This is a genomic window from Bifidobacterium sp. LH_424 (assembly GCF_056356895.1).
Window position 1 is genome coordinate 583,900 of sequence record NZ_JBKEVC010000001.1, and the last position, 23,937, is coordinate 607,836.

23 protein-coding genes and 2 tRNA genes are annotated in these 23,937 nt (G+C 65.2%); 23 read left to right on the forward strand and 2 right to left on the reverse strand.

All coding sequences use genetic code 11. The features are described from left to right. The first annotated feature begins 86 nt into the window (after positions 1-86). The 15 genes from AC1AYP_RS02375 (at position 87) to AC1AYP_RS02445 (ending at position 12,976) form a co-directional block, all read left to right on the forward strand. Positions 87-159, forward strand: a tRNA-Asn gene (locus AC1AYP_RS02375). A gap of 49 nt (positions 160-208) precedes the next feature. Further along, a tRNA-Asn gene (locus AC1AYP_RS02380) sits at positions 209-281 on the forward strand. Positions 282-399: 118 nt separating this feature from the next. Continuing rightward, positions 400-642, forward strand: coding sequence for a hypothetical protein (locus AC1AYP_RS02385; RefSeq protein WP_476501728.1), 243 nt, complete (start codon positions 400-402; stop codon positions 640-642). 167 nt (positions 643-809) lie between these two features. Beyond that, positions 810-2,861 (forward strand): threonine--tRNA ligase, encoded by a 2,052-nt coding sequence (thrS, locus tag AC1AYP_RS02390; protein WP_476546650.1) that lies wholly within the window; start codon positions 810-812, stop codon positions 2,859-2,861. Positions 2,862-2,990: 129 nt separating this feature from the next. Beyond that, positions 2,991-3,746: a YebC/PmpR family DNA-binding transcriptional regulator gene (locus tag AC1AYP_RS02395; RefSeq protein WP_476501726.1), complete on the forward strand. Its 756-nt coding sequence runs from the start codon at positions 2,991-2,993 to the stop codon at positions 3,744-3,746. Between the two features lie 7 nt (positions 3,747-3,753). Beyond that, positions 3,754-4,338: a crossover junction endodeoxyribonuclease RuvC gene (gene ruvC, locus AC1AYP_RS02400; RefSeq protein WP_034528302.1), complete on the forward strand. Its 585-nt coding sequence runs from the start codon at positions 3,754-3,756 to the stop codon at positions 4,336-4,338. A gap of 80 nt (positions 4,339-4,418) precedes the next feature. Continuing rightward, complete coding sequence (gene ruvA / locus AC1AYP_RS02405) at positions 4,419-5,039, forward strand: Holliday junction branch migration protein RuvA (RefSeq protein WP_476546651.1); 621 nt, start codon at positions 4,419-4,421, stop codon at positions 5,037-5,039. Positions 5,040-5,075: 36 nt separating this feature from the next. Continuing rightward, on the forward strand, positions 5,076-6,158 hold the full coding sequence (ruvB, locus tag AC1AYP_RS02410) for a Holliday junction branch migration DNA helicase RuvB (RefSeq protein ID WP_476532116.1): 1,083 nt from the start codon (positions 5,076-5,078) through the stop codon (positions 6,156-6,158). A gap of 48 nt (positions 6,159-6,206) precedes the next feature. Further along, entirely contained in the window at positions 6,207-6,611 is a 405-nt protein-coding gene (locus tag AC1AYP_RS02415; RefSeq protein WP_476546652.1) for a preprotein translocase subunit YajC, read from the forward strand. Between the two features lie 2 nt (positions 6,612-6,613). Continuing rightward, a complete protein-coding gene (locus tag AC1AYP_RS02420) occupies positions 6,614-7,195 on the forward strand; it encodes an adenine phosphoribosyltransferase (protein WP_476501722.1) in 582 nt (193 codons plus the stop codon). Positions 7,196-7,288: 93 nt separating this feature from the next. Then, positions 7,289-8,491 (forward strand): ADP-forming succinate--CoA ligase subunit beta, encoded by a 1,203-nt coding sequence (gene sucC, locus AC1AYP_RS02425; protein WP_476544592.1) that lies wholly within the window; start codon positions 7,289-7,291, stop codon positions 8,489-8,491. A gap of 1 nt (position 8,492) precedes the next feature. Next, entirely contained in the window at positions 8,493-9,416 is a 924-nt protein-coding gene (sucD, locus tag AC1AYP_RS02430; RefSeq protein ID WP_476544593.1) for a succinate--CoA ligase subunit alpha, read from the forward strand. Next, positions 9,413-10,966: a cell division protein PerM gene (locus tag AC1AYP_RS02435; RefSeq protein ID WP_476546653.1), complete on the forward strand. Its 1,554-nt coding sequence runs from the start codon at positions 9,413-9,415 to the stop codon at positions 10,964-10,966. The genes sucD and AC1AYP_RS02435 overlap by 4 nt, the downstream gene beginning before the upstream one ends. Next, entirely contained in the window at positions 10,941-12,572 is a 1,632-nt protein-coding gene (gene purH, locus AC1AYP_RS02440) for a bifunctional phosphoribosylaminoimidazolecarboxamide formyltransferase/IMP cyclohydrolase (RefSeq protein WP_476546654.1), read from the forward strand. Before AC1AYP_RS02435 ends, purH begins: the two co-directional genes overlap by 26 nt. 116 nt (positions 12,573-12,688) lie before the next feature. After that, positions 12,689-12,976, forward strand: a complete 288-nt coding sequence (locus tag AC1AYP_RS02445) for a DUF3017 domain-containing protein (RefSeq protein ID WP_476501717.1) — start codon at positions 12,689-12,691, stop codon at positions 12,974-12,976. Here AC1AYP_RS02445 and AC1AYP_RS02450 read toward each other — a convergent pair. Beyond that, positions 12,890-13,852 (reverse strand): MIP/aquaporin family protein, encoded by a 963-nt coding sequence (locus tag AC1AYP_RS02450; protein WP_476546655.1) that lies wholly within the window; start codon positions 13,850-13,852, stop codon positions 12,890-12,892. The two genes, AC1AYP_RS02445 and AC1AYP_RS02450, sit on opposite strands and share 87 nt — an antisense overlap. A gap of 149 nt (positions 13,853-14,001) precedes the next feature. On the opposite strand from AC1AYP_RS02450, the gene AC1AYP_RS02455 reads away from it, so the two are divergent. From AC1AYP_RS02455 to AC1AYP_RS02480, 6 genes are all read left to right on the forward strand, one after another. Next, positions 14,002-14,775: a pseudouridine synthase gene (locus AC1AYP_RS02455; protein ID WP_101623001.1), complete on the forward strand. Its 774-nt coding sequence runs from the start codon at positions 14,002-14,004 to the stop codon at positions 14,773-14,775. Then, a complete protein-coding gene (gene der / locus AC1AYP_RS02460) occupies positions 14,772-16,901 on the forward strand; it encodes a bifunctional cytidylate kinase/GTPase Der (RefSeq protein WP_476532128.1) in 2,130 nt (709 codons plus the stop codon). Before AC1AYP_RS02455 ends, der begins: the two co-directional genes overlap by 4 nt. Positions 16,902-17,032: 131 nt before the next feature. Then, positions 17,033-17,812 (forward strand): class I SAM-dependent methyltransferase, encoded by a 780-nt coding sequence (locus tag AC1AYP_RS02465; protein ID WP_476546656.1) that lies wholly within the window; start codon positions 17,033-17,035, stop codon positions 17,810-17,812. Between the two features lie 91 nt (positions 17,813-17,903). Beyond that, on the forward strand, positions 17,904-18,488 hold the full coding sequence (locus tag AC1AYP_RS02470) for an IS607 family transposase (protein WP_476546657.1): 585 nt from the start codon (positions 17,904-17,906) through the stop codon (positions 18,486-18,488). Next, positions 18,481-19,782, forward strand: a complete 1,302-nt coding sequence (tnpB, locus tag AC1AYP_RS02475; RefSeq protein ID WP_476544599.1) for an IS607 family element RNA-guided endonuclease TnpB — start codon at positions 18,481-18,483, stop codon at positions 19,780-19,782. Before AC1AYP_RS02470 ends, tnpB begins: the two co-directional genes overlap by 8 nt. A gap of 96 nt (positions 19,783-19,878) precedes the next feature. Then, positions 19,879-20,286, forward strand: coding sequence for a GNAT family N-acetyltransferase (locus AC1AYP_RS02480; protein ID WP_476546658.1), 408 nt, complete (start codon positions 19,879-19,881; stop codon positions 20,284-20,286). Between the two features lie 22 nt (positions 20,287-20,308). On the opposite strand, the gene AC1AYP_RS02485 is transcribed toward AC1AYP_RS02480, so the two are convergent. Beyond that, positions 20,309-21,031, reverse strand: coding sequence for an SDR family oxidoreductase (locus AC1AYP_RS02485; protein WP_476544601.1), 723 nt, complete (start codon positions 21,029-21,031; stop codon positions 20,309-20,311). Between the two features lie 152 nt (positions 21,032-21,183). Between AC1AYP_RS02485 and AC1AYP_RS02490 the strand changes: the two genes are divergently transcribed. Then, positions 21,184-21,849, forward strand: coding sequence for a TetR/AcrR family transcriptional regulator (locus AC1AYP_RS02490; protein ID WP_476544602.1), 666 nt, complete (start codon positions 21,184-21,186; stop codon positions 21,847-21,849). A gap of 154 nt (positions 21,850-22,003) precedes the next feature. Further along, positions 22,004-23,275, forward strand: a complete 1,272-nt coding sequence (locus AC1AYP_RS02495) for an MFS transporter (RefSeq protein WP_476544603.1) — start codon at positions 22,004-22,006, stop codon at positions 23,273-23,275. Positions 23,276-23,937 lie beyond the last annotated feature (662 nt).

Genomic DNA, 23,937 nt, shown 5'->3' on the forward strand with positions numbered 1-23,937 from the left:
GTTGCGTTATCGGAGACCGGCGCGTATATTCATCACTCGTTGCGAACGCGCCCGGTTGTGACTGGGAGTGGTTGATAATTGAATATTCCTGCGTAGCTCAGTTGGCAGAGCATCCGACTGTTAATCGGACGGTCACTGGTTCAAGCCCAGTCGCAGGAGCTTCACCCCGGAAGGGCCTCGGCTCGACAGGGACGTGATAATTGAATATTCCTGCGTAGCTCAGTTGGCAGAGCATCCGACTGTTAATCGGACGGTCACTGGTTCAAGCCCAGTCGCAGGAGCTTTGACGGAAAGCCTCAGGTTCATGCCTGAGGCTTTCTGCATGTCGAAACCGGGGTGACAACGTAGCCGCGACCTTGGCGCAACGGATTCGGCGCGTCAGCCACGGCGGCGGCCGGGATGACGGTACCATCGAAGACGAACGGGAACGATCACGGCGAGGAGGCCGTCATCATGGACGTGAGGATACTGAGAATCGAACGAGGCGTGTTCGCCGTGCTCCACAACGGAAGCGGAGCCGGAACCGTGCGCAAGCAGACCGTCGGCCTGAAACGCATGTGGCTGGCGGACGGCGCCAACGGAGCCCAGGGCGTGTTCCCCTCGAAGAAGACCGCGGCCCAGTGGCTCGTGCAGCGCGCCTGACGACGTCGGCCCGCATACACCTTCCATACGGCTTCGGTTCACCTATGCGTTCGTCTGGTGAACGCGGCTTGCGCATGTCGCCGAGCCGCCCTACAGTGTGCAACTGTTGATTACACGTCCAGGCCTGCACATTGGTAACGCGGACCCAGATAGCAAAGGACACCATCATGGCGCAAAGCTCCATCTCCATCACAGTCAACGGCGAAGCGAAGGAGGTGGAAGCAACCACCACCGGCGTCGAACTCTTCGCGGACGACAAGAACATCATCGCCGTGCGTCTCAACGGCGAACTGCGTGACCTGTACACGCCGCTCAACGACGGCGACGCCGTCGAGTCCGTCGCGCTCGACTCCGAGGACGGCCTCGGCATCATGCGTCACTCCGCCACGCACGTCATGGCGCAGGCGGTGCAGGAACTGTTCCCGAACGCCAAGCTCGGCGTCGGCCCGATCATCAAGGACGGCTTCTACTACGACTTCCAGGTCGATCAGCCGTTCACGCCGGACGATCTCAAGCAGATCGAAAAGCACATGCAGCGCATCATCAAGTCGTCCCAGTCCTTCCGCCGCCGCGTCGTGAGCGAGGAGGAGGCCCTCGCCGAGGAGGCCGACCAGCCGTTCAAGATCGAGCTGATCCAGGACAAGGAAGCGCACCTCGACCCGTCCACCGCCACCGAGATCTCCGGCAAGGAGCTCAGCTTCTACGACAACGTCGACCGTGACGGCAACGTCGTGTGGAAGGACCTGTGCCGCGGACCGCACCTGCCGAACACCCGCTTCATCAAGGCGTTCAAGATCGAGCGTTCCGCCGCCGCCTACTGGCGCGGCAGCGAGAAGAACCCGACCATGCAGCGCATCTACGGTACCGCGTGGGCCACCAAGGAGGACCTCAAGGCCTACCAGACGCGTCTCGAGGAGGCCGCCAAGCGCGACCACCGCAAGCTCGGCGCCGAAATGGACCTGTTCTCCTTCCCGGAGGAGATCGGACCGGGCCTCGCCGTGTTCCACCCGAAGGGCGCCGCTGTCATCAACGCGATGGAGGACTACTCCCGCGAGATGCACCGCAAGCACCACTACAGCTTCGTGCAGACCCCGCACATCACCAAGGGCGGCCTGTACGAGACCTCCGGCCACCTGCACTGGTACAAGGACGGCATGTACCCGCCGATGCACCTCGACGAGGAGCGCGACGCGGACGGCAACATCACCAAGCCGGGCGCCGACTACTACCTCAAGCCGATGAACTGCCCGATGCACAACCTGATCTTCAAGTCGCGCCAGCGTTCCTACCGCGAGCTGCCGCTGCGCCTCTTCGAGTTCGGCACCGTGTACCGCTACGAGAAGTCCGGCGAGGTCCACGGCCTGACCCGCGTGCGCGGCCTCACCCAGGACGACTCCCACATCTACTGCACCCGCGAGCAGATGAAGGACGAGCTGACCAGCCTGCTCACCTTCGTGCTCAACCTGCTCAAGGACTTCGGCCTGTCCGACTTCTACCTGGAGCTGTCCACCAAGGATCCGGACAAGTACGTCGGCTCCGACGAGATCTGGGAGGAGGCGACCAACACGCTGCGCGAGGTCGCCGAAGCGTCCCACCTCGACCTCGTGGCCGATCCGGGCGGCGCCGCGTTCTACGGCCCGAAGATCTCCGTGCAGGCGCGTGACGCGATCGGCCGCACCTGGCAGGTGTCGACCATCCAGCTCGACTTCAACCTGCCGGAGCGCTTCAAGCTCGAGTACATCGCGAAGGACGGCACGCACCAGCGTCCGGTGATGATCCACCGCGCGCTGTTCGGCTCCATCGAGCGCTTCTTCGCCGTGCTGCTCGAGCACTACGCGGGCGCGTTCCCGGCGTGGCTCGCCCCGGTGCAGGTGCTCGGTGTGCCCGTCGCCGACGAGTTCGCCCCGCATCTCGCCGGCTTCGTCAAGAGCCTCGAAGACGAGATGGTCCGATGCGAGATCGACTACTCCGACGATCGTTTCGGCAAGAAGATCCGCAACGCCTCCAAGTCCAAGGTGCCGTTCATCCTCATCGTCGGCGAGGAGGACATGAACAACAACGCGGTGAGCTTCCGTTTCCGCGACGGCAGCCAGCTCAACGGCGTCCCGGTGGACGAGGCGCGCGCCCAGATCCTCAAGGTGATCGCCAAGCGCGTCCAGGTCAACTCCGCCGACGACTTCAAGGCCGCCGTGGCCGACGAGCCCGTCGACGCCGAGTGATTCGCCGCTGATCCTCAGCGGGCCGGCCGGGATGCGGACGCCACGTCCCGGCCGGCCCGCGTTGTCGGCTTAACGCCATACAATCGTTTCGTTTGTCAGATATCCGTCTCATAACCTGCTAGGAGCATTATGTCAGGTCATTCCAAGTGGGCGACCACCAAGCACAAGAAGGCCGCCATCGACGCCAAGCGCGGCAAGCTCTTCGCCAAGCTCATCAAGAACATCGAGATCGCGGCCCGCATGGGCGGCGGCGACCCGGATGGCAACCCGTCCCTGTACGACGCCATCTACAAGGCCAAGAAGGCCTCCATGCCCGCCGACAACATCAAGCGCGCCGTCAAGCGCGGCTCCGGTGAAGAGGCCGGCGGCGCCAACTACGAGGACATCGTCTACGAGGGCTACGCCCCCGCCGGCGTTGGCCTCATCATCGAGTGCCTGACCGACAACCGCAACCGCGCGGCCGCCGAGGTCCGTTCCACCCTGACCAAGGGCAACGGCTCCCTGGCCACCTCCGGCTCCGTGTCCTTCAACTTCGAGCGCAAGGGCCAGATTGTGGTCCCGTCCGAGGGCGTGGACTTCGACAAGCTGTTCGAGGCCGCCGCCGAGGCCGGTGCCGAGGACGTCCAGGACGACGGCGAGGTCTTCACCGTCATCACCGACCCGTCCGACGTGCACACCGTGCGCCAGGCCCTGGTCGACGCTGGTTTCGAGTACGATTCCGCCGACTTGGTCATGGCCCCGAAGAACGAGGTCGAGCTCTCCCTCGAGGACGCCCGCAAGGTCTCCAACCTCATCGACAAGCTCGATGACCTCGACGACGTGCAGAACATCTACTCCAACTGGACCGCCTCTGACGAGGTCATGGCTCAGCTCGACGAGGAGTAGTCCGCACGTGATCATCCTTGGCGTCGACCCCGGGCTCACGCGCTGCGGGGTCGGCGTGATCGAAGCCGGCGCCCACCGCCGGCTTTCGTTTATCCACGTGGACGTCGTGCGCTCCTCGCCGGACGTGTCGCAGGACCTGCGCCTGCTCGCCATCTACAACGGCCTGGTCGAGAAGATCGAGACGTACGCGCCCGACACCGTGTCCATCGAGCGCGTGTTCGCCCAGTCGAACCGCAACACGGTGCTCGGCACCGCACAGGCGGCGGGGCTCGCCATGCTCGCCGCCGCCCAGCGCAACATCCCCGTGGCCCTGCATACGCCGACCGAGGCGAAGCTCGCCATCACCGGCAACGGCCACGCGCAGAAGATCCAGATCGAGCGCATGGTGACGCGCATCCTCAACCTCAACACGATGCCGACGCCGGCCGACGCCGCCGACGCGCTGGCGCTGGCGATCTGCCACGCCCTGCGCCCGGCCGGCGCGCTGCAGGGCGGCGAACGCGAGGAGCATCTCACCCCGGCGCAACGCCAATGGGCGGAGGCCTCCAAGAAGGCGACGAAACGCCGGTTCAACGCCGACCGCGGCATGTGACGCGACCACGCCGTCATGCGGCTTCGCGAAACGCCGCATGATGGTGTACACTGTCGAACAGCTGTTCGAAAGGAGTCGCCGTGATCGGTTCGCTGAAAGGTGTGGTGGAGACGGTCGATGCCTCGTCCGCGCTCATCGAGGTCGGGGGAGTCGGCTACGAGGTGCGCATGCCCGCCGCCGACCTGTCGCGTGTCCATGGCGGCACGGAGACGCGCGTCTACACGTATCTCAACGTCTCGCAGGACGCCATCACCCTGTACGGGTTCCTCGACCCCGCGGCGAAACGCACGTTCCTGCAGCTGCTCAAGGTCTCCGGCATCGGCCCGAAGGTCGCCCTGTCGCTGCTCTCCACGTTGAATCCGAGCCAGCTCGCCAAGGCCGTGGCCGACAACGACGCCGCCGCCCTCGCCAAGGCTCCGGGGCTCGGCAAGAAGGGCGCGCAGAAGATCATCCTCGAACTCAAAGGGTCGATCAATCTCGAAGACATCGAATCCGGGGCGGCCGTCACCACCGCCAAGCCCGAGGACAAGGGCGCGCTGCAGGTCGTCGAGGGACTCATCTCGCTCGGCTGGCGCCAGCAGGACGCCGAACACGCCGTGCGGGAGGCGTGTGAGGCCAACGGCATCGCCACGCCTCTCGCCGTCGGGGACGTGCCGCGCGTGCTCAAGCTCGCGCTGAACTCCCTGGACCGCGGCATCTGACAGGAAGACGCCTGACGAAGGACCGGAGGTGAACGGATGAACGAACCCTACATCAGCGGCTCGGTGGCCGAAGGCAACGAGAACATCGGGGCGAACGAGGAGTCGCTGCGCATGGTCTCCTCCCAGCCGGTCGGCAACGAGCCGGTCAGCGACGAGGAGCTGCGACCGCACGTCCTCGACGGTTTCATCGGCCAGCCGAGGCTCAAGGCGCAGCTCCAGCTGTTCCTCGACGCCGCGCGCAAGCGCGAGGTGCCGCCGGACCATATCCTGCTCGCCGGCCCTCCAGGCCTCGGCAAGACCACTCTGGCGATGATCGTCGCCAACGAGCTCGGCGTGCCGATCCGCATCACATCGGGTCCCGCCATCCAGCATGCCGGCGATCTCGCCTCCATCCTGAGCTCCCTCGACGCGGGGGAGGTGCTGTTCGTCGACGAGGTGCATCGTCTGCCGCGCGCCGCCGAGGAACTGCTGTACATCGCGATGGAGGATTTCCGCGTCGACGTGATGGTCGGCAAGGGCCCCGGCGCATCCTCGATTCCGCTCACCCTGCCCCGTTTCACGATGATCGGCGCGACCACGCGCGAAGGCATGCTGCCCTCGCCGTTGCGCGCGCGTTTCGGCTTCACCGCGCATCTCGACTTCTATCCCGTCGATGAGCTGGAGAAGCTCGTCGAGCGCTCGGCCTCGGTGCTCGGCCTCGCGTTGGAGGAGGGGGCGGCCCATCAGCTCGCCCTGCGTTCCCGCGGCACGCCGCGTATCGCGAACCGTCTGCTGCGCCGCGTGCGCGACTGGGTGATCGTCCACGACCTGCCGTCGGCGGGGCCGGACGACGTCAAGGAGGCGCTGGCCCTCTACCAGATCGACGCCGAGGGGTTGGACCGTCTCGACATCGCCGTGCTCAACGCCATCGTGCGCAACTTCAACGGCGGGCCGGTGGGACTCAACACCCTGGCCGCCATGGTGGGCGAGGAGTCGGAGACCGTGGAGACCGTATGCGAGCCGTATCTCGTGCGCGAGGGGTTCCTGGTGCGTACGCCGAAGGGCCGTGTGGCCACGCTCAAGGCGTGGGACCATCTCGGCATACGGCCGAAAGAGGACGTTGTCAACAAGCTTTTCTAAACTTCAGAAGTTGGACTAGTCGTTTCCGATCGGAAGGAATTCCCCTCAATGGATCCCAATATGCTTTTCATCGTCGTGCTCGTCGTGGTCATGGGCGGCATGATGTGGTTCCAGTCCAAGAAGAACAAGGAACGCCAGCAGCAGGTCAAGGACTTCCGCGCCAACCTCAAGCCCGGCACCGAGGTCATCACCATCGGCCAGATCATCGGCAAGGTCGTCTCCGTGAACGAGCAGTACGAGGAGATCGTCATCGACTCCGAGGGCTCTCTGCTGCGCTTCTCCTACAGCGGCATCGCCAAGGAGTACGAGCGCCCCGCCTTCATCTCCGACGACGAGGTGGATGAGAACGGCAACCCGCTTCCCAAGGACGAGGACGCCGCCGACGGCGAGGCCCAGGTGGACGTCGACACGTCCGTCGAGCAGAACAACGCCGACGCGAAGAAGGCCGAGTGACCATGACCGGTAGCGACATCACGATCCGCGATCTGGAGAAGGTGGGAGCCGAGGACGCCGCATACCTCGTGTCCCTGATCCGTTCCGTCCCCGGGTTCCCGAAGGAAGGCATCATCTTCCGCGATTTCATGCCGGTGCTCGCCGACCCGCGCGGCCTCGACATCCTGCTGCGCGCGCTCGAAGCCGCGCTGCCGGTCCCGGCCGATTCGTTCGATGCGATCGCCGGTCTCGAATCCCGCGGATTCCTGTTCGGTCCCTCTCTCGCCCATCATCTCGGCAAGGGCTTCATCGCCATCCGCAAGGCGGGCAAGCTCCCGCCGGAGACCATCGGCGAATCCTATGACCTCGAATACGGCACGGCCAGCGTCGAGATCGAGACGACCGCCGTCAAGCCGGGGGAGCGCGTGCTCATCGTCGACGACCTGATCGCGACCGGCGGCACGGCGAAGGCCGGTGCCGACCTCATCGAGAAGGCGGGCGGCACAATCGCCGGATTCGGCTTCGTCATGGGCCTCGAAGGCCTTGACGGGCTCGACAAGCTCGGCGACGTCCCCACGTCGACGCTCATCTCCATGCCGGCCTGATTCCGGCGCAACGGTTTTCGGCCGTCACCAGCCCATCATGGGCATGGTGGCGGCCATGTCAATAGTCAACAGTCACAAGCACACGGAAGAGCCATGGATCTTTACGAATACCAGGCGCGACAGCTGCTCGAGGAGCAGGGCATCCCCACCCCGAAGGCCATCTACGCGCAGAACTCCCATGAAGTAGCCGAAGCCGCCGAACAGCTCGGCTACCCCTGCGTCGTCAAGGCGCAGGTCAAGATCGGCCATCGTGGCCAGGCCGGCGGCGTCAAGCTCGCCAAGACCCGCGACGAGGCGATTCTCGACGCCGAGGACATCCTGCCGATGACCATCCACAAGCACAAGGTGAACGGCGTGCTCGTGGCCGAGGGCAAGAACATCCTCCACGAGTACTACGTGTCCATCTCCGTGGACCGCACCTCCCGCGACTACGACGTGCTCGCCACCGCCAACGGCGGCACCGAGGTCGAGGAGATCGCCAAGGAGCATCCGGAGGCGGTGAAGCGCCTGCACATCGAGGCCCTCGACGACTTCGATCTCGAGGCGGCCACGAAGATGGCCGAAAGCATCGGCTTCTACCATGCGGACGTCGACCAGGCCGCGCAGATCCTGCTCAAGATGTGGAAGTGCTTCAAGGAGAACGACGCGACGCTCGTCGAGATCAACCCGCTCGCCAAGATCGGCGATCCGGACGACGAATCCTCGAAGAGCCTGTGCGCGCTCGACGCGAAGATCTCCCTCGACGACAACGCCGCCTTCCGCCACGACGGCTGGAAGCGTTTCGCCGACCCGCTCGCCAACGACGAGTTCGAGCGTCGCGCCAAGGACCATGGCCTGCACTACGTGCATCTCAACGGCCAGGTCGGTGTGATTGGCAACGGCGCGGGCCTCGTCATGAGCTCCCTCGACGCCGTCTCCGGCGCCGGCGAGGAGCAGGGCACCGGCATCAAGCCCGCCAACTTCCTCGACATCGGCGGCGGCGCCTCGGCCGAGGTCATGGCCGCCAGCCTCGAGATCGTCGTCTCCGACCCGCAGGTCGAATCCGTGTTCATCAACGTCTACGGCGGCATCACCTCCTGCGAGCAGGTCGCCAAGGGCATCCTCGAGGCGATCGACACGCTCGGCGGCACCAAGCCGATCGTCGTCCGCTTCGACGGCAACGCGGCGGCCGAGGGCCTTGCCATCCTCGCCGAATCCAACAACCCGAACGTGCACGTCGCCGAGACGATGGAGGAGGCGGCGCATCAGGCCGCCCGCATCGCGGCCGACGCCATCGCAGCCAAGGAGGCCAACTGATATGACGCTCTTCATCGAAGACGACGCCCCCGTCATCGTGCAGGGCATGACCGGCCACCAGGGCATGACGCACACCGCGCGCATGCTCAAGGCCGGCACCAACATCGTCGGCGGCGTCAACGCCCGCAAGGCCGGTCTCGACGTCACCTTCCCGGCCGCGCGCGACGGCGAGGACGCCACCATCCACGTCTACGGCTCCTGCGCCGAGGCGTGTGAGGCCACCGGTGCCAAGGCGTCGGTCGTGTTCGTCCCGCCGCGCTTCGCCAAGGCCGCGGTCGTCGAGGCGATCGAGGCGGGCATCAAGCTCATCGTCGTGATCACCGAAGGCATCCCCGTCGCGGATTCCGCCTACTTCGTCGAACTCGCGCTGCGCCACGGCGTGCGCATCGTCGGCCCGAACTGCCCGGGCCTCATGACGCTCGCCTCCTCCGAGGAGACGCACGGCGTGAACCTCGGCATCATCCCCGACGGCATCGTCGGACGCGGCCCGCTGGGTCTCGTCTCCAAGTCCGGCACGCTCACCTACCAGCTGATGGGCGAGCTGAGCGACATCGGCTTCACCGCGTGCCTCGGCGCCGGTGGCGACCCGATCGTCGGCACCACGCTGCTCGAGGCGCTGCAGGCGTTCGAAGCGGATCCGAACACGAAAGCCGTGATGATGATCGGCGAGATCGGCGGCAGCGCCGAACAGGACGCCGCCCAGTGGGCCTCCGAGCACATGACCAAGCCGGTCGTCGCCTACATCGCCGGCTTCACCGCCCCCGAGGGCAAGCAGATGGGCCACGCCGGCGCCATCGTCTCCGGAGGCAAGGGCACCGCGAAGGACAAGAAGGAAGCACTGGAGGCGGTCGGCATCCGCGTCGGGCGCACGCCCGGCCAGGCCGCCGACATCATGCGTGAGGTGCTTGCGGGTCTCGAGCGGTGAACAATCCCGTAACATCGGCCCGCATCTCCGCGCTGCTCAAGGGCGTTCTCGCCGCGCTGGGCGCGATGGCCCTGTACGCCATATCGCTCGGCTGCTTCATCGCGCTGATGCTGCTGGTCATATCCATGGAGGAGGGCGGCGAGAGCCTGCCCTCCTCGGCATTGCCCCTGACCGAGACCATAGTGCTGCTCAGCCAGGGAACCGGCTTCACGTCCGGCCCCATCGTCGTGGGGGTCATGCCCCTGCTGCTCACCGTGATGCTCATCGCGCTGATCGCGCAGTGCGCGTCACGGGCCGACGCGGGGGCGCTGGGATGGTTGGGCGGTCTGGCCGTATGGATCGCGCTCAACCTGGTGTTCTCCGGTGGCACGAACATGGAGCTGCATGACGCGCCCGCGGTGATAGCCATGAAGACGGCCTGCGTGTGGACGATCGGCTACGCGTTCGCCACCGTTCCCGTCTCGTCCGCCGCATCGACCGTCCGGAGACGACTGAACGAACGGCTTTCGCCGCAGGTGCGCCGTATGGCGGCGCTCGGCCGGGTCGTCACCGGCATGCTGGCCGTCGTGCTGCTCGTGGCCGCCTTCATCGTCACGGTCGTATGGATCGTGCGCGGGTGGAGCGCCATGACCGCCCTGTTCGAATACGACGGCATGGAGAACGGCTCGCGCGTCCTCACCACCATCGCATCCCTCGCATGGCTGCCCAATCTCGTCGTGTGGGCGTTGTCCTGGTTCGCCGGGGCCGGGTTCCATATCGGCGAACTCGGATCGTTCACCATGTGGGTGGGCCAGTCGGCGGGTCTGCCGCCGCTGCCGGTGTTCGGTCTCATGCCCGAGCCGATTGCGGACGACCGCATCCGCATCGCCCTGCAATGCCTGATTCCGGCGTCCGCAGGCGTCATCGCGCTCCTCGCCATGCTCGTGCCGGGGCCGATGCGGGTCCGTCCGGTGAAACCCGCCGACGGCTCCGATGCCATGAAGCGGATCGTCGTCACCATGGCCGGCCATCTGGCCGTCCTGATTGTTGCGGGAGCCGTGACGGTCGGCGCATGGTGCGCCTGCTTCGCCTTGTCCGACGGCGCGCTCGGCGCGCATCGGCTGTCCCACGTGGGCGTCGACATCCTGCCGTCCACCCTGCTCGTCGCGCGTTCGATCACATTCGGATTCGCAGCGGCGTGGCTTGCCGTGGCGGTGGTGTTGTCCGCCATCTACGGGATACACTGGATTGTCGAACGCCATGCGGCACGGATCGCGAATGCCGCGGCCGTCGCGGCCGAACCGGCGGACCATGTCCCGGCGTCCGCGGACAACGGCGAGGATTCCGCCGACACCACGGACGCCGGGAATCCCGCCGACGTGGACGACGCCACGAAGGAGCATGAACGCGGAAGCGTGAAACCCCGTTCCGTCCGTTCCGAACGTGCCGTGCGCTCGGACACGTTCGAACGCGCCACCGCCGTGCGGCGCGCACCGCGCACCGTACAATCAGACAAGCTTGACCAACCAACCAAGGAGGAATCCGATGACAACAACGAATCGTCCGATTAAGCGGGCGCTGGTCTCCGTCTTCCACAAGGAAGGCATCGAGGTGCTCGCCGAGGCCTTCGTCAAGGCCGGCACCGAAGTGGTGTCCACCGGCTCGACCGCGAAGCGTCTCGCCGAACTCGGCGTGCCCGTCACCGAAGTGAGCGAGGTCACCGGATTCCCCGAGTGCCTCGACGGCCGCGTCAAGACCCTCGATCCGCACATCCACGCCGGCATCCTCGCCGACATGACCAACCCGGACCACGCCGCCCAGCTGGAGAAGTTCGGCATCAAGCCGTTCGACCTGGTCGTCGTCAACCTGTACCCGTTCGCCGACACCGTGCGCTCCGGCGCCGATGAGGCGGCCACCATCGAGAAGATCGACATCGGCGGCCCGTCCATGGTGCGCGGTGCGGCGAAGAACAGCGCCACCGTCGCCATCGTCACCGATCCGGCCGATTACGCGCTCGTCGCCGCCCGCGTGGAGAACGGCGAGGGCTTCAGCCTCGAGGAGCGTCGCTGGCTGGCCGGCAAGGCGTTCGCGCACACCGCCGCCTACGACGCGACGATCAACGAGTGGACCGCGAAGCACTGGCCGAAGCCCGCCACCATCGACGAGATCGACCATGACGATGAGGGCCAGCCGGTCGACGACGCGAAGTTCCCGGCCGCGTTCACCCGCACCTGGGACCGCTCGCACACGCTGCGCTACGGCGAGAACTCGCACCAGCAGGCCGCGCTCTACCTCGACCCGCTCGACCAGACCGGCTTCGCCCACGCCGAACAGCTCGGCGGCAAGCCGATGAGCTACAACAACTACGTGGATGCGGACGCCGCATGGCGCGCCGTGTGGGATCTCGCCCCGTCCATCGCCGTGGCCGTCGTCAAGCACAACAATCCGTGCGGCCTCGCCATCGGCGCCACCGCGGCCGAGGCGCACCGCAAGGCCCACGCCTGCGACCCGGTGAGCGCGTACGGCGGCGTCATCGCCTGCAACACGACCGTCACCCTGGAGATGGCGGAGAGCGTGCGTCCGATCTTCACCGAGGTGATCGTCGCCCCCGCCTACGAGGACGCGGCGCTCGAACTGCTGAAGACCAAGAAGAAGAACCTGCGCATCCTCAAGGTGGCCGAACCGCCGAAGGGCCACACGCAGTTCCGCCAGATCGACGGCGGCCTGCTCGTGCAGGACATGGACCTCATCAACGCTACCGGCGACGATCCGGACGCGTGGAAGCTCGTCTCCGGCGAGCCGGCCGACGCCGACACGCTCAAGGATCTCGTGTTCGCCTGGCGCGCCATCCGCTGCGTCAAGTCCAACGCGATCCTGCTCGCCCACGACCAGGCGACCGTCGGCATCGGCATGGGCCAGGTCAACCGCGTCGACTCCTGCCATCTGGCCGTCGAACGTGCCAACACGCTGGCGGACGGCGCCGACCGCGCCACCGGTTCCGTGGCCGCGTCCGACGCGTTCTTCCCGTTTGCGGACGGTGCCGAGACGCTGATGAACGCCGGTGTGAAGGCCATCGTGCAGCCCGGCGGCTCCATCCGCGACGAGGAGGTCATCGAGGCCGCGAAGAAGGCCGGCGTGACCATGTACCTGACCGGCACCCGCCACTTCTTCCACTGATCGGCGAACGGGGCCGGCCGTGCTCCTCTTCGGAGGGAAGCACGGCCGGCCCCGTCGGCATGGATATCGCAAACCGCAAACGCACGCAAACCAGACAAACGCACTAAGGTACAGGCATGAAAAACCATCCCTTCGTCTCCGAAGCCCATGAGGGCAAGCCGTGGTTCGAGTGGATCGTCGCCGCGCTGGTAATCGCTTCCGGCGTGCTCGCGGTCCTCGGATACACGATGGCCGCCACGGTGTTGATCTCCGTGACGGCCATCGTGACCGGGCTCATCCGTCTCATCATGCGCGAACGAAGCCCTTGGAAGGTGCGGTCAGTCGCGTTCGACTCCTTCATCGGCATCTGCCTTGGCGTCGGACTGCTCGCCACCTACTTCAGCGTGTACGGCATCACCCTGTGACGCCGCGGCGTCGTCCGCCTCGCCGTCCTCATCGGCCGTCGTCTCCTGCGCTTCCTGCGCGGAGTCGGCGGCCTCGTTGTATTCGGTGAGCTGGGCGGGGTCGTCGCCCTTCGCCTTCGGGGCGACGATCATCTGCTGGAGCACCATCACGAGCGCGACGAGCGCAGCGGCAAGCACCGGGCAGATCCAGAACACCCACAGCTGGCTAAGCGGCTCGACCTGAAGCTTCTGGTTCTGGGCGAACAGCGCGATGCCGGTGGCGCGCGCCGGGTTCAGCGCGGCGCCGGTGACCGGGAAGGCGACGGCGGCGCCCACCGCGTAGGACACGCCGGTGGCCAGCGCGTAGCGCTTCGTGCCGTAGGTCGCCATGGCGGCGCCCACGATGAGCAGGCCGGCGACGAGCTCGACGGCGATCGCCTGGGTGATGGAGAAGTTGAGACCATACTGGGTGAGCGTGCTGTAGGCGACGGAACCCTTGTCGAAGCCGTTGACGCTGGTGGTCAGCCACTGGGCCAGCGTGACGTTCTCGGAGGTGGGCAGCAGGAACTTGACGAGCATGCCCGCGAGCGTGGCGCCGATCACCTGGAAGACGATGTAAAGGATGCCGTCCACGAGCTTCGTGCGGCCGGTGACCATGGCCGCGACCGTCACCGCCGGATTGAACTGGCCGCCGGAGACTCCGCCGAGCGCGAGCACGGCGGCCGCGTAGACAAGACCCGTGCCGAGCGCGATGTAGGCGAGGTTCAGCTGGAAGACGATGGAGCCGAACGTGCTGAACACGTAGATGGCGAAGCAGATCATGAAGGTGCCGACCAGCTCGGCCCCCACGCGAAGCGGCCACGGCTGTTCCTTCGTGATGTTCTCTTCAGATGTCATGTGTGTTTCCTTCGATTCTTGTTCGGAGTTGTTCCGGGGGCGCGGCCCGTCGGAGCACTGACAGTCTAGCAGTAGCACATCGGGCCGTATCCGGGGGGTACGGTATCATATTCAGGTTGGAAATACCCCTAGGCCACGTTGGGAGAACGATGCCAAACGCATATTCCCGCGCCATGAAAGCGCACGAAAGCAACAACGAAGGAATCCGACTGCAGAAGATCCTCGCCCAGGCCGGATTCGGTTCCCGCCGCAAGTGCGAGGAAATGATCACCGAAGGACGCGTCGAAGTGGACGGCGAACTCGTCACCGAGCTCGGCACCCGCGTCGACATGTCGCGCCAGCAGGTCCGCGTCGACGGATCGCGCGTGCGCATCAACCCGAACCACGTCACGCTCGCGCTCAACAAGCCGCGCCGCGTGCTCTCCGCCATGGACGATCCGAAGGGCCGCTACACGCTGGCCGACATCGTCGGCGACAAGTACGAACGCATCTTCCACATGGGACGTCTCGACTACGATTCCGAGGGTCTCATCCTCATGACGAACGACGGCGAGCTGAGCCAGCACGTCATGCACCCCAAGTACGAGGTCGAGAAGACCTACATCGCCACGGTCGAGGGCAAGCTGTCCGGCACCGTGTGCCGCCGTCTCGTCAAGACCGGCGTACAGCTGGACGACGGCTGGATCAAGCTCGACCACTGCGCGATCATCGACCAGAAGCGCGACGCCACAATCGTCAAGGTCGTGCTGCACTCCGGCAAGAACCGCATCGTGCGACGCATCTTCGGTTCGATCGGCTTCCCGGTCAAGCGTCTCGTGCGCACGCAGATCGGCCCGATCAAGCTGGGCGAGCTCAAGTCCGGTTCCTACCGCGTGCTCAGCCAGACCGAGGTCCGTTCCCTGTCGAAGGCGGTGGGCCTGTGATTCGCGTCGCCATCGACGGGCCCGCCGGCGTCGGCAAGTCGTCGACGTCGAAGGCGCTGGCCAAGTACTACGGTTTCGCCTACCTCGACACGGGCGCCATGTACCGCGCCTGCGCGTGGTGGTGCCTCAAGCAGGGCATCGACCTCGACGCGGAACAGGTCGATGAGCGCGTCGTCACCGAGGCGGTGGGCGAGTTCTTCACCGGCGATCATTTCGACATCTCCGTCGATCCGGACGCGCCGGCCGTGACCGCCGACGGTGAGGACATCTCCGAGGCGATCCGCTCCTCCGAGGTCTCCACGCACGTGTCCAAGGTGTCGAACATCATCCCGGTGCGCAACGTGCTCATCGCCGCCCAGCGCGCGTACATCGCGCGCGAGGCGGACAAGGAGTCGTTCTCCGGCGGGCTCGGCATCGTCGCGGAGGGCCGCGACATCACGACCGTGGTCGCCCCGGACGCGGAGGTGCGCGTGCTGCTCACCGCCCGCGAGGAGGTGCGCCAGGCGCGCCGCACCGGCCAGGCGGCCGGCGGCGTGGGTGCGGAGGACGTGGCCGCGCGCGACCGCATGGACTCGCGTGTCACGAACTTCACGACCGCCGCGGACGGCGTCGTCACCGTCGACAATTCCGACATGGATTTCGCGCACACGCTCGACACGCTGATCGGGCTCGTCGACGAGGCCATCGAGGAGCAGGAGTACGCGCGCTACGCCGCGAACCTCGAAGGCTACGAGCTGGACGAGGGCGACGAGGCGCTGATCGAGGGCCGCGGCGCCGGCGAGACGTCCGGGAAGCCCGGTCCGAAGCAGGTGGGCGTGCTGGCCGTCGTGGGGCGTCCGAACGTGGGCAAGTCGTCGCTCGTCAACCGCATCCTCGGCCGTCGCGTCGCCGTCGTGGAGGACACTCCCGGCGTGACGCGCGACCGCGTGAGCTATGACGCGGAATGGTCCGGCACCGATTTCAAGCTCGTCGACACGGGCGGCTGGGAGGTGGACGTCGAGGGCATCGACTCCGCCATCGCCTCGCAGGCCGAGGTCGCCGTGAACCTCGCCGATGCGGTCGTGCTCGTCGTCGACGGCCAGGTCGGCATGACCGACACGGACGAGCGCATCGTGAAGATGCTGCGCGCCTCCGGCAAGCCGGTCACACTCGCCGTGAACAAGGTCGACGATCGTGAAAGCGAGTATCTCGCCGCCGAATTCTGGAAGCTAGGACTCGGCGAGCCGTATGCGATCTCCGCGATGCACGGCAGGGGAGTGGGCGACCTGCTCGACGCGGCGCTCGACTCGCTGCGCAAGGCGGAGAAGACGTCCGGCTATCTCACGCCGTCCGGCCTTCGCCGCGTGGCGCTCGTGGGGCGTCCGAACGTGGGCAAGTCGTCACTGCTCAACCAACTGGCCCGCGAGGAGCGCACGGTCGTCAACGATCTGGCCGGCACCACGCGCGACCCGGTCGACGAGGTCATCGACATCGACGGCGAGGACTGGTTGTTCATCGACACGGCCGGCATCAAGCGTCGTCAGCACAAGCTCAAGGGCGCGGAATACTATTCGTCGCTGCGTACGCAGGCGGCGATCGAACGCTCCGAGCTGGCGCTCGTGCTGTTCGACGCGTCCGTGCCGATCTCCGACCAGGACCTCAAGGTTATGAGCTCCGCCGTGGACGCGGGCCGCGCCATCGTGCTCGTGTTCAACAAGTGGGATGCGATGGACGAGTTCGACAAGCAGCGTCTCGAACGCCTGTGGGTCACCGAGTTCGACCGCGTCACCTGGGCGCAGCGCGTGAACCTGTCGGCGAAGACCGGCTGGCACACGAACCGTCTCGCCAAGGCGATGCGCGAGGCGCTGGAATCGTGGGACAAGCGCGTGCCGACCGGCAAGCTCAACGCGTTCCTCGGCCAGCTGCAGTCTGCCCACCCGCATCCGCTGCGTGGCGGCAAGCAGCCGCGCATCCTGTTCGCTACGCAGGCTTCGACGCGTCCGCCGCGTTTCGTGATCTTCGCGACCGGCTTCCTCGAGCATGGCTACCGTCGCTACATCGAGCGTTCGCTGCGCGAGGAGTTCGGCTTCGAGGGTTCGCCGATCCAGATCTCGGTGAACATCCGCGAGAAGAAGAAGCGCAAGTAGGCGGATTACGATTCGCATCGACCCGATGATCGCCGTTTCCGGTGATGGCTATGCGTCATCACCGGAAACGGCGATTTCGGTATCCGTCCCTTCCACCGATGACGTGCGTCCGGACGCCTATGCTATGCGGCATGGGGAAGACAAGATTTCATGGCAAGGCACAGGCGTATGCGGCGGGGAGACCCGGCTATCCCGAAACGGCCATCCGGCATATCGGCGGACTGATCCGACGGGAATCCACGACGTCGGCCGACGGCACCGATAGCCCCGATAACCGTGGCGCTCACGTCATCGCGGACATCGGCGCCGGCACAGGCAAGCTCACGGTCGCGCTGACGGAGCTGGGAATGCCCGTATACGCCGTCGAACCGGATGCCGACATGCGTGCCGAACTCATCGACCGCACGCACGGACTCGCCGACGTGACGGTGACCGCCGGCACCGCCGACCACACCGGACTGTCGCCGCACAGCGTGGATGTGATTACCGTCGCACAGGCGCTCCACTGGTTCGATCCGGACGCCTTCGCCGCGGAATGCCATCGCATCGCACGCGACGGACGATACCTACTGGTTTCGCTGTACAACGTCACGTCGTTTGACTCGGCGATGCGACCGGACCGGCGTGACGGGCACGGTGACGTCATCACGGGCAGCATCCGGCATTTCGAGGACACGACGGCCATGTTCTTCCACAATCCCGAAGTCCGTTCGTTCCCCAATCCGATCCGCTACACGCGTGACGCATGGCGTGCCTACATGGACTCGCACTCGCACAGCCCGCTGCCGGACGAAGCGGGGTACGAGGAGTACCGGACATGGGTGGATGGACTGTTCGACCGGCGGGCGGTCGACGGCGTACTGACCGACGACACCGTCTGCATGGTGGCCAGTGAATACGTGCGTCCCTGATTTCTGAGACAGCCGCCAGGCGGCCGTCGGGGTTGTAATCTGCTGCTTGTTTCCTCTTGTTTTGTTTGTTTTGGTATGGCATAATTGATTTATGCGCGTCAGAGAATGGGCGGCCCGTGAGGGGGTGAACGAGCAGACGGTGTGGCTGTGGTGCCGCACCGGCAGGATGCCCGTGCCGTTCGAGCGTACGAAGACGGGTGTGATTCTCATCCACGACCCGAAATACGAGACTCCGGCCGCTACCGTCGTGGGTTCACGCACCGTGTGCTACGCGCGCGTATCCTCCGCCGACCAGAAGGCGGATCTGCGGCGTCAGGCGGATCGGCTGAAAGCGTTCGCCTTGAATATGGGATGCGAGAATCCCGAATTGGTCTCCGAGGTGGGTTCCGGCATGAACGACAGGCGTCGCAAGCTCAACCGGATTCTCGCCGCCCCGTCAGTAGGCGTCATCGTCGTGGAGCATCGCGACCGGCTGGCCCGCATGAACGCGGGACTCGTGGAGTCCGCGTTGAAGGCGTCGGGCCGTCGACTCGTCGTCGTGGACGATTCGGAACTGGACGACGACCTCGTACGTGACATGACCGAGGTGCTGACCTCGTTCTGCGCGCGCCTGTACGATCGCCGGGCCGCCCGCAGCAAGGCGAAGGCCGCATTGGAGGCGGCGGAGAATGCTTGAGGCGGTCAAAGTGGCGTTGGATCCGACGCCATCCCAGAAACGGTTGCTGCTGTCCCATGCGGGCGCGGCCCGGTTCGCGTTCAATGCTGGGCTGGCGCACGTCAAGGAGGCCATTGAAGCCAAGGGAAAACCCGAATGGTCCCTGTATGCGCTGCGCCGCTGGTGGAATGCGAACAAGGGTACGCTGGCCGTGGATGGGAACGGCGTGCCGTGGTGGCGTGAGAACAGCAAGGAGGCGTACAACAGCGGTCTCGAAGCATTGTCGGACGCGTTGTCGAATTGGTCGAAAAGCCGCAAAGGACAACGCAAGGGCCGCAAGGTCGGATTCCCCAAGTTCAAGGCCAAGGACAAGGCGACGCCGCGGTTCGCGTATACGACCGGCTCGTTCGGCCTCATTGACGACGACCGACATGCGTTGAGACTGCCGCGCATCGGGCGTGTCCATTGCATGGAGAACATCGCGGAACGTGTCGGGGACGCGAAGGTGCTGCGCATGACAGTCTCCCGTCGCGCGGGCCGCTGGTACGCGTCCCTGACCGTGGAACGGCCGGACGTGAGACCCATCCAGCCGCCAAAAGGCGAGGCGGTCGGCATCGATCTGGGCGTCAAGACTCTGACGACACTCTCGGACGGCACGGTCATCCCTAATCCGCATACGCTCGGAACCAACGAATATCGGCTGAAGCGTGCGCAGAAGGCGCTGAGCCGCAAAACCCGCGGATCGAACCGTCATCGCAAGGCGCGAGAGCGCGTCGCCCGTCTGCATGCCCGCGTCGCCAATCAACGACGTGACCTGCTGCACAAGCTCACCACGATGCTCGCGTCCACGTACTCGGACATCTGCATCGAGGATCTGAACGTGGCGGGCATGGTCAGAAACCATCGGCTCGCCAAGGCCGTCGAGGACGCCTCGTTCGCTGAACTGCGTCGTCAATTGGAATACAAGACCGTCCGCACGAGTGCGGGGCTGCATGTCATCGACCGCTGGTATCCAAGCTCGAAACTCTGCTCGAACTGCGGGAGCGTGAAAACCAAATTCTCCCTCAACGAGCGTACCTACTGCTGCCACGCCTGCGGACTGACCATCGACCGCGATCTGAACGCGGCCATCAACATCCAGGTCGCCGGGAGTGCCCCGGAGACCCTAAACGCGCATGGAGGGACCGGAAGACGGAACGACGCATCGCGTCGCGCAACGCAGGACCCGGTGAAGTACGAACCAAGCTGCGGCGAAAGCCGCGTGAGACTTGGAGCGGACGGTCGCAAGACCGTCCTGCAAACCAGAACAAACTAGTTTGCAACGGAACGGCTACCATGTGTCGGCATATCCGCGGTTCCACGCCGGCCGGCGATGCCGGCGCATGGTGATAAGTCGATAAGGAGGAACGCCATGGCCATCACGTTCACCGAAGAGAGGACGTTCACCCAGGAGCAGGCGCGTCGTCTGTTCCGCTCGGTCGGGTGGGTGTCCGCCGACTACCCGGAACGTCTGTACAAGGTGCTGATGGGTTCGTCCACGGTCATCACCGCATGGGACGGCGACAGGCTGGTAGGACTCGTGCGCGCATTGGACGACGGATCGATGCTCGCCTACGTGCACTACGTGCTGGTCGACCCGGAGTATCAGGGCAACGGCATCGCAGGCCATATGATCGAGATGCTCAAAGACAAGTACCGCGACTACTTCTACATCGAGGTCATGCCCGAGGAGAGCAGGAACGCGTCGTTCTACGAGAGGCACGGTTTCCGCGTCATGGACGACGGCGTCGCCATGCAGATCGTGAACCCGGATTGGTGAGGAAGCGTCTCCGGACGTCGCGTCACAAGGCGCTGACGCCGCCGTCGACGTGGATGGTTTCCGCGTTCATGAAACCGTTGCGCATCAGGAACACATAGGCATCCGCCACTTCATCGATTGTTCCCAGACGTTTGAGCGGATTGGACGCCGCCATCTGCTCCGCCTGCGCCTGCAGCCGATCAGGCGGCGTCTCGCGCCACAAACCCGTCGGAGTCCACCATGGCGCCACCGCGTTCACGCGCACACGCGGCGCGGATTCCACAGCCAGGCCCTGCACCAACGTTTCCACCGCCAGATTGCCGAGCACGGCGCCTGACGCGTTGTACGGCCGTCCGCCGGAGCCTGCGGTCAACGTCAGCGATCCGCCGTCCGTGATCTTCGGCAGCAGAATCCGTGCAATCCGCAGCGCGACGAGATACTTGCCGTCCACCGCGGCACGTACGTCGTCCACGGTGTTGTCAAGGAATCCACCTCCCATCGCGCCGCCCATCATCGACACCGCATGGTTGAACGGCGCGTTCGGCTTGACGAACTCGTCAAGCCGTCGTTCATCCGTAGCGTCCAATGTGATCGCATCGACCGTTCCCAACGGGCTGAGTTCCCTCCCCGCGGTCGCAACGTGTTCGGGTGACCGGCCGATCACCGTGACCTGTGCACCCTCGCCAAGGACCCGTCGTGCGATTCCCAGACCGAATCCCGACGTCCCGCCGATGATGAGTATGCGACTGCCGCTGAGTGATGCCATGGTCCGTCCTTCCTTGGTTACCGGTTGTGGTTGGACTTCACTACCGAATCATATGACATTCGATCATATCGCCCGGCGGCGCTTTGAATCAGTTTGACAGACCGACCGACGGTCTGTATACTGTCGGAGACAGCGAACGGAAGGAGGACCACATGGCACGCAATGCACATCCCGAGGAGACCGAACGGCGGATCCTTGATTCCGCCCGTAGGCTCTTCGCCGAAAAGGGCTATGAGAAGACGTCCATCCAGGACATCCTGAACGATCTGGGCGACCTCTCCAAGGGCGGCCTCTACCATCATTTCAAATCGAAGGAGGCGATTCTCGACCAGTTGAACGCCGACGAGTGGGCCGCCACCGCACGCCTCCTTGACGAACTCATCAACCGCAAGGACATGAGCGCGCTTGAGAAGCTGCGTACGCTCATCGTTTCCGCCGTGGACGCCCCCGACCATCTGGACCTTGTCCGCTCCCAATTGGCGCTGCTCAAGGACCCCGCGTTCTTCACGGCGAACATGCGCTTCTGGTCGACGGGATTGCCGGAGTCCTTCCGCACGCTCATCGATATGGGCGTACAGGACGGCTCCATTCCCACGACGTATCCCGAGGAGGCGGCGCAGCTGCTCTCACTCCTCGGCAACTACTGGCTCATGCCCTGCTTCTATCCCGCTGATCGTGCCGACATGGAACGCCGCATACGCTGCCTCGCCACGATGCTCGACGCCATCGGCGTGCCGGTGTTCGACGAGACGCTTATCCCGCGGGCGGTCAAGGGTCTCACGGCGCTGATGCCGGAAGGGGAGGCGGCGGCCGCATAGGCGGCGCATCCGGGGGCGTCATCCCGCGCATCCCGGTGTCCCAGATGGCGTAACGTTCCCGCGCCCTTTGTCTTGGGTGCATTGTCGTCACCATAACAGACCGACGGTCGGTTTGAATAGATACCGTGACTAATCCACAGGAAAGGAATCCACGATGACGAACACATCCAAATATCCGATTCGGACGCAAAGAGGCCAGGCCGCGGCCCCCCTTCGTGTACGTGACTTCACCCTGCTCGTCGCAGGCCTCGGCATATCGCTCTTCGCCAACCTCATGCTGCGGTTCGCCATGTCCATGTGGGTGCTTGACGAGACCGGCTCGGCGGCGGCGTTCGCCTCCATCCTCACCGCGAGCATCCTGCCCACGATCCTGCTCTCGCCCCTTGGTGGCGTGGTGGCGGACCGCACGAACCGCCGGACCGTCATGGTGATGCTTGACGCGCTCTCCGCCGTGACGGTGATTGCCTGCGCGGCGGTCTTTTCGGTCATCGGATTCAATCTGGGGGCAATCGCCGTGATGCAGGTGGTGCTCGCCGTGCTCGATGCCATGGAGACGCCTACGGTGCAGGCGGCGCTGCCGCAGATGTTCCGCTCCCATGGCGAGGACGTGATGCGGCGCGCGATGGCCGTGGTGAACGTGGTGAACCAGACGAGCACGCTCGTGCCGGCCGTACTTGGCGGCGTGCTCTACACGGCGGTGGGCGTGATGCCCATGATGGGCATCACGATCGCGGGGTTCGGCACGGCCGCCGTCGTGGAGTGCTTCATCCGGCTCGGTGCCCCCGCACGCGCGGACGGTGGGCGCGCCTCGGCTTTGGACGATCTGCGCGCGGCCGGACGTTTCCTCACCCGCGAACGCCCTCATGTGCTGCACCTGGTGCTGATCTGCGCAGCGCTCAACTTCCTGGTGACGGGCTATGCGGAGGTCGGCTTCCCCTACATGGTGCGGACCGTGCTGGGCTTCGGCTCCACGGCGTATGGTCTTGCATACGGTCTCGTGGGCGCATCCGGTCTGCTTGGCGCGCTCGTCGGCGGGAGGATTGCGAAGTCGCTTTCCATGCGGCGATTCCCGATGTCAATCGCCGCGTTCTCGCTCACCATCCTGCCCCAGACGCTCGTCATGACGCTTCCCGCAGGCGGGGGAGTGCGCCTCGCGGTACTCACGGCGAGCACCTGCGGAACCATGGTCGCCATCACCCTCGCGAACCTCATCGCCGTGCCGGCGATCCAGATGGACTGCCCCGAGGACATGACCGGCAAGGTGATGTCGCTTGCGCTCTCCGCGAGCATGTGCGCGCAACCCCTCGGACAGATCGTGTACGGCTGGGCGTACAGCGTCTATCCGGCGGGAATGGTCCTGGCGATGACGCTCGTTCTGGCTGTCGCGATGCTGCCGCTGATCGCGCACGTGGCCCAGCGGTTCTAGGGTGGGCTGTTTCGGCACGGTTTCGGCGCACCGTTCAATGTCATTGTGCACGCCCACACTGTTAAGTACATCCAGCGCGCCGGAGCTATGGAACCTGACTTTGCCCTTCGGCATAGTTTAGCTTTTCAGTATATTGGATGAGCAAGGCTTCCTTACCTCTCGAACCCGTTATTGGCTCTGGAGCGCAGGGAGCCTTTCCATCAGTCTTCTGTATATGTAGCTTCGACGCTCATGTCCCATGCAGTCAACTCCGTGCCGCCGTCGGTGGAACTGGATGGTCAACCACGTGGTACGGGTATGCTTTGTCATCGCTGATGATGATTTAGCAACCGTCGAGAGCCCCGCCCGCAAAATCGCGGGAAGCGAAACACGGTGTTCCACATCATGCCGTGTAAGGCCGGTTAGAATCGTTCGCGTTCACGTACTGGCCTTCCACGGTGGTGCTCGTGCACGCGCGGATGCCGTCCAGCGTGCCCGCCAATCCGGAGTGGGCAGCGGCAAGTCGGGAGTGACCGGTCGTCATTCCGTCGAATTCTCGTTTGGCAGGGGTACCTTCCCGTCGTTCTCCGGAGGCAACTGGCGTATGAGGGGTGCCTAGGGGTGCTGCATCGAGGTACATTACGGCCGTTGCGGCGCCTGCTCCTCGGATAAGCCTTAATCAA

Coding starts and splice junctions, on each gene's coding strand:
- sucC (WP_476544592.1), top strand. CDS start 7,289: ATGGATCTTTACGAATACCAGGCGCGACAGCTGCTCGAGGAGCAGGGC.
- AC1AYP_RS02470 (WP_476546657.1), top strand. CDS start 17,904: ATGCGCGTCAGAGAATGGGCGGCCCGTGAGGGGGTGAACGAGCAGACG.
- ruvB (WP_476532116.1), top strand. CDS start 5,076: ATGAACGAACCCTACATCAGCGGCTCGGTGGCCGAAGGCAACGAGAAC.
- AC1AYP_RS02395 (WP_476501726.1), top strand. CDS start 2,991: ATGTCAGGTCATTCCAAGTGGGCGACCACCAAGCACAAGAAGGCCGCC.
- AC1AYP_RS02495 (WP_476544603.1), top strand. CDS start 22,004: ATGACGAACACATCCAAATATCCGATTCGGACGCAAAGAGGCCAGGCC.
- AC1AYP_RS02490 (WP_476544602.1), top strand. CDS start 21,184: ATGGCACGCAATGCACATCCCGAGGAGACCGAACGGCGGATCCTTGAT.
- AC1AYP_RS02450 (WP_476546655.1), bottom strand. CDS start 13,852: ATGACATCTGAAGAGAACATCACGAAGGAACAGCCGTGGCCGCTTCGC.
- AC1AYP_RS02415 (WP_476546652.1), top strand. CDS start 6,207: ATGGATCCCAATATGCTTTTCATCGTCGTGCTCGTCGTGGTCATGGGC.
- sucD (WP_476544593.1), top strand. CDS start 8,493: ATGACGCTCTTCATCGAAGACGACGCCCCCGTCATCGTGCAGGGCATG.
- AC1AYP_RS02455 (WP_101623001.1), top strand. CDS start 14,002: ATGCCAAACGCATATTCCCGCGCCATGAAAGCGCACGAAAGCAACAAC.
- AC1AYP_RS02385 (WP_476501728.1), top strand. CDS start 400: ATGACGGTACCATCGAAGACGAACGGGAACGATCACGGCGAGGAGGCC.
- AC1AYP_RS02420 (WP_476501722.1), top strand. CDS start 6,614: ATGACCGGTAGCGACATCACGATCCGCGATCTGGAGAAGGTGGGAGCC.
- AC1AYP_RS02465 (WP_476546656.1), top strand. CDS start 17,033: ATGGGGAAGACAAGATTTCATGGCAAGGCACAGGCGTATGCGGCGGGG.
- tnpB (WP_476544599.1), top strand. CDS start 18,481: ATGCTTGAGGCGGTCAAAGTGGCGTTGGATCCGACGCCATCCCAGAAA.
- thrS (WP_476546650.1), top strand. CDS start 810: ATGGCGCAAAGCTCCATCTCCATCACAGTCAACGGCGAAGCGAAGGAG.
- AC1AYP_RS02485 (WP_476544601.1), bottom strand. CDS start 21,031: ATGGCATCACTCAGCGGCAGTCGCATACTCATCATCGGCGGGACGTCG.
- AC1AYP_RS02480 (WP_476546658.1), top strand. CDS start 19,879: ATGGCCATCACGTTCACCGAAGAGAGGACGTTCACCCAGGAGCAGGCG.
- purH (WP_476546654.1), top strand. CDS start 10,941: ATGACAACAACGAATCGTCCGATTAAGCGGGCGCTGGTCTCCGTCTTC.
- AC1AYP_RS02445 (WP_476501717.1), top strand. CDS start 12,689: ATGAAAAACCATCCCTTCGTCTCCGAAGCCCATGAGGGCAAGCCGTGG.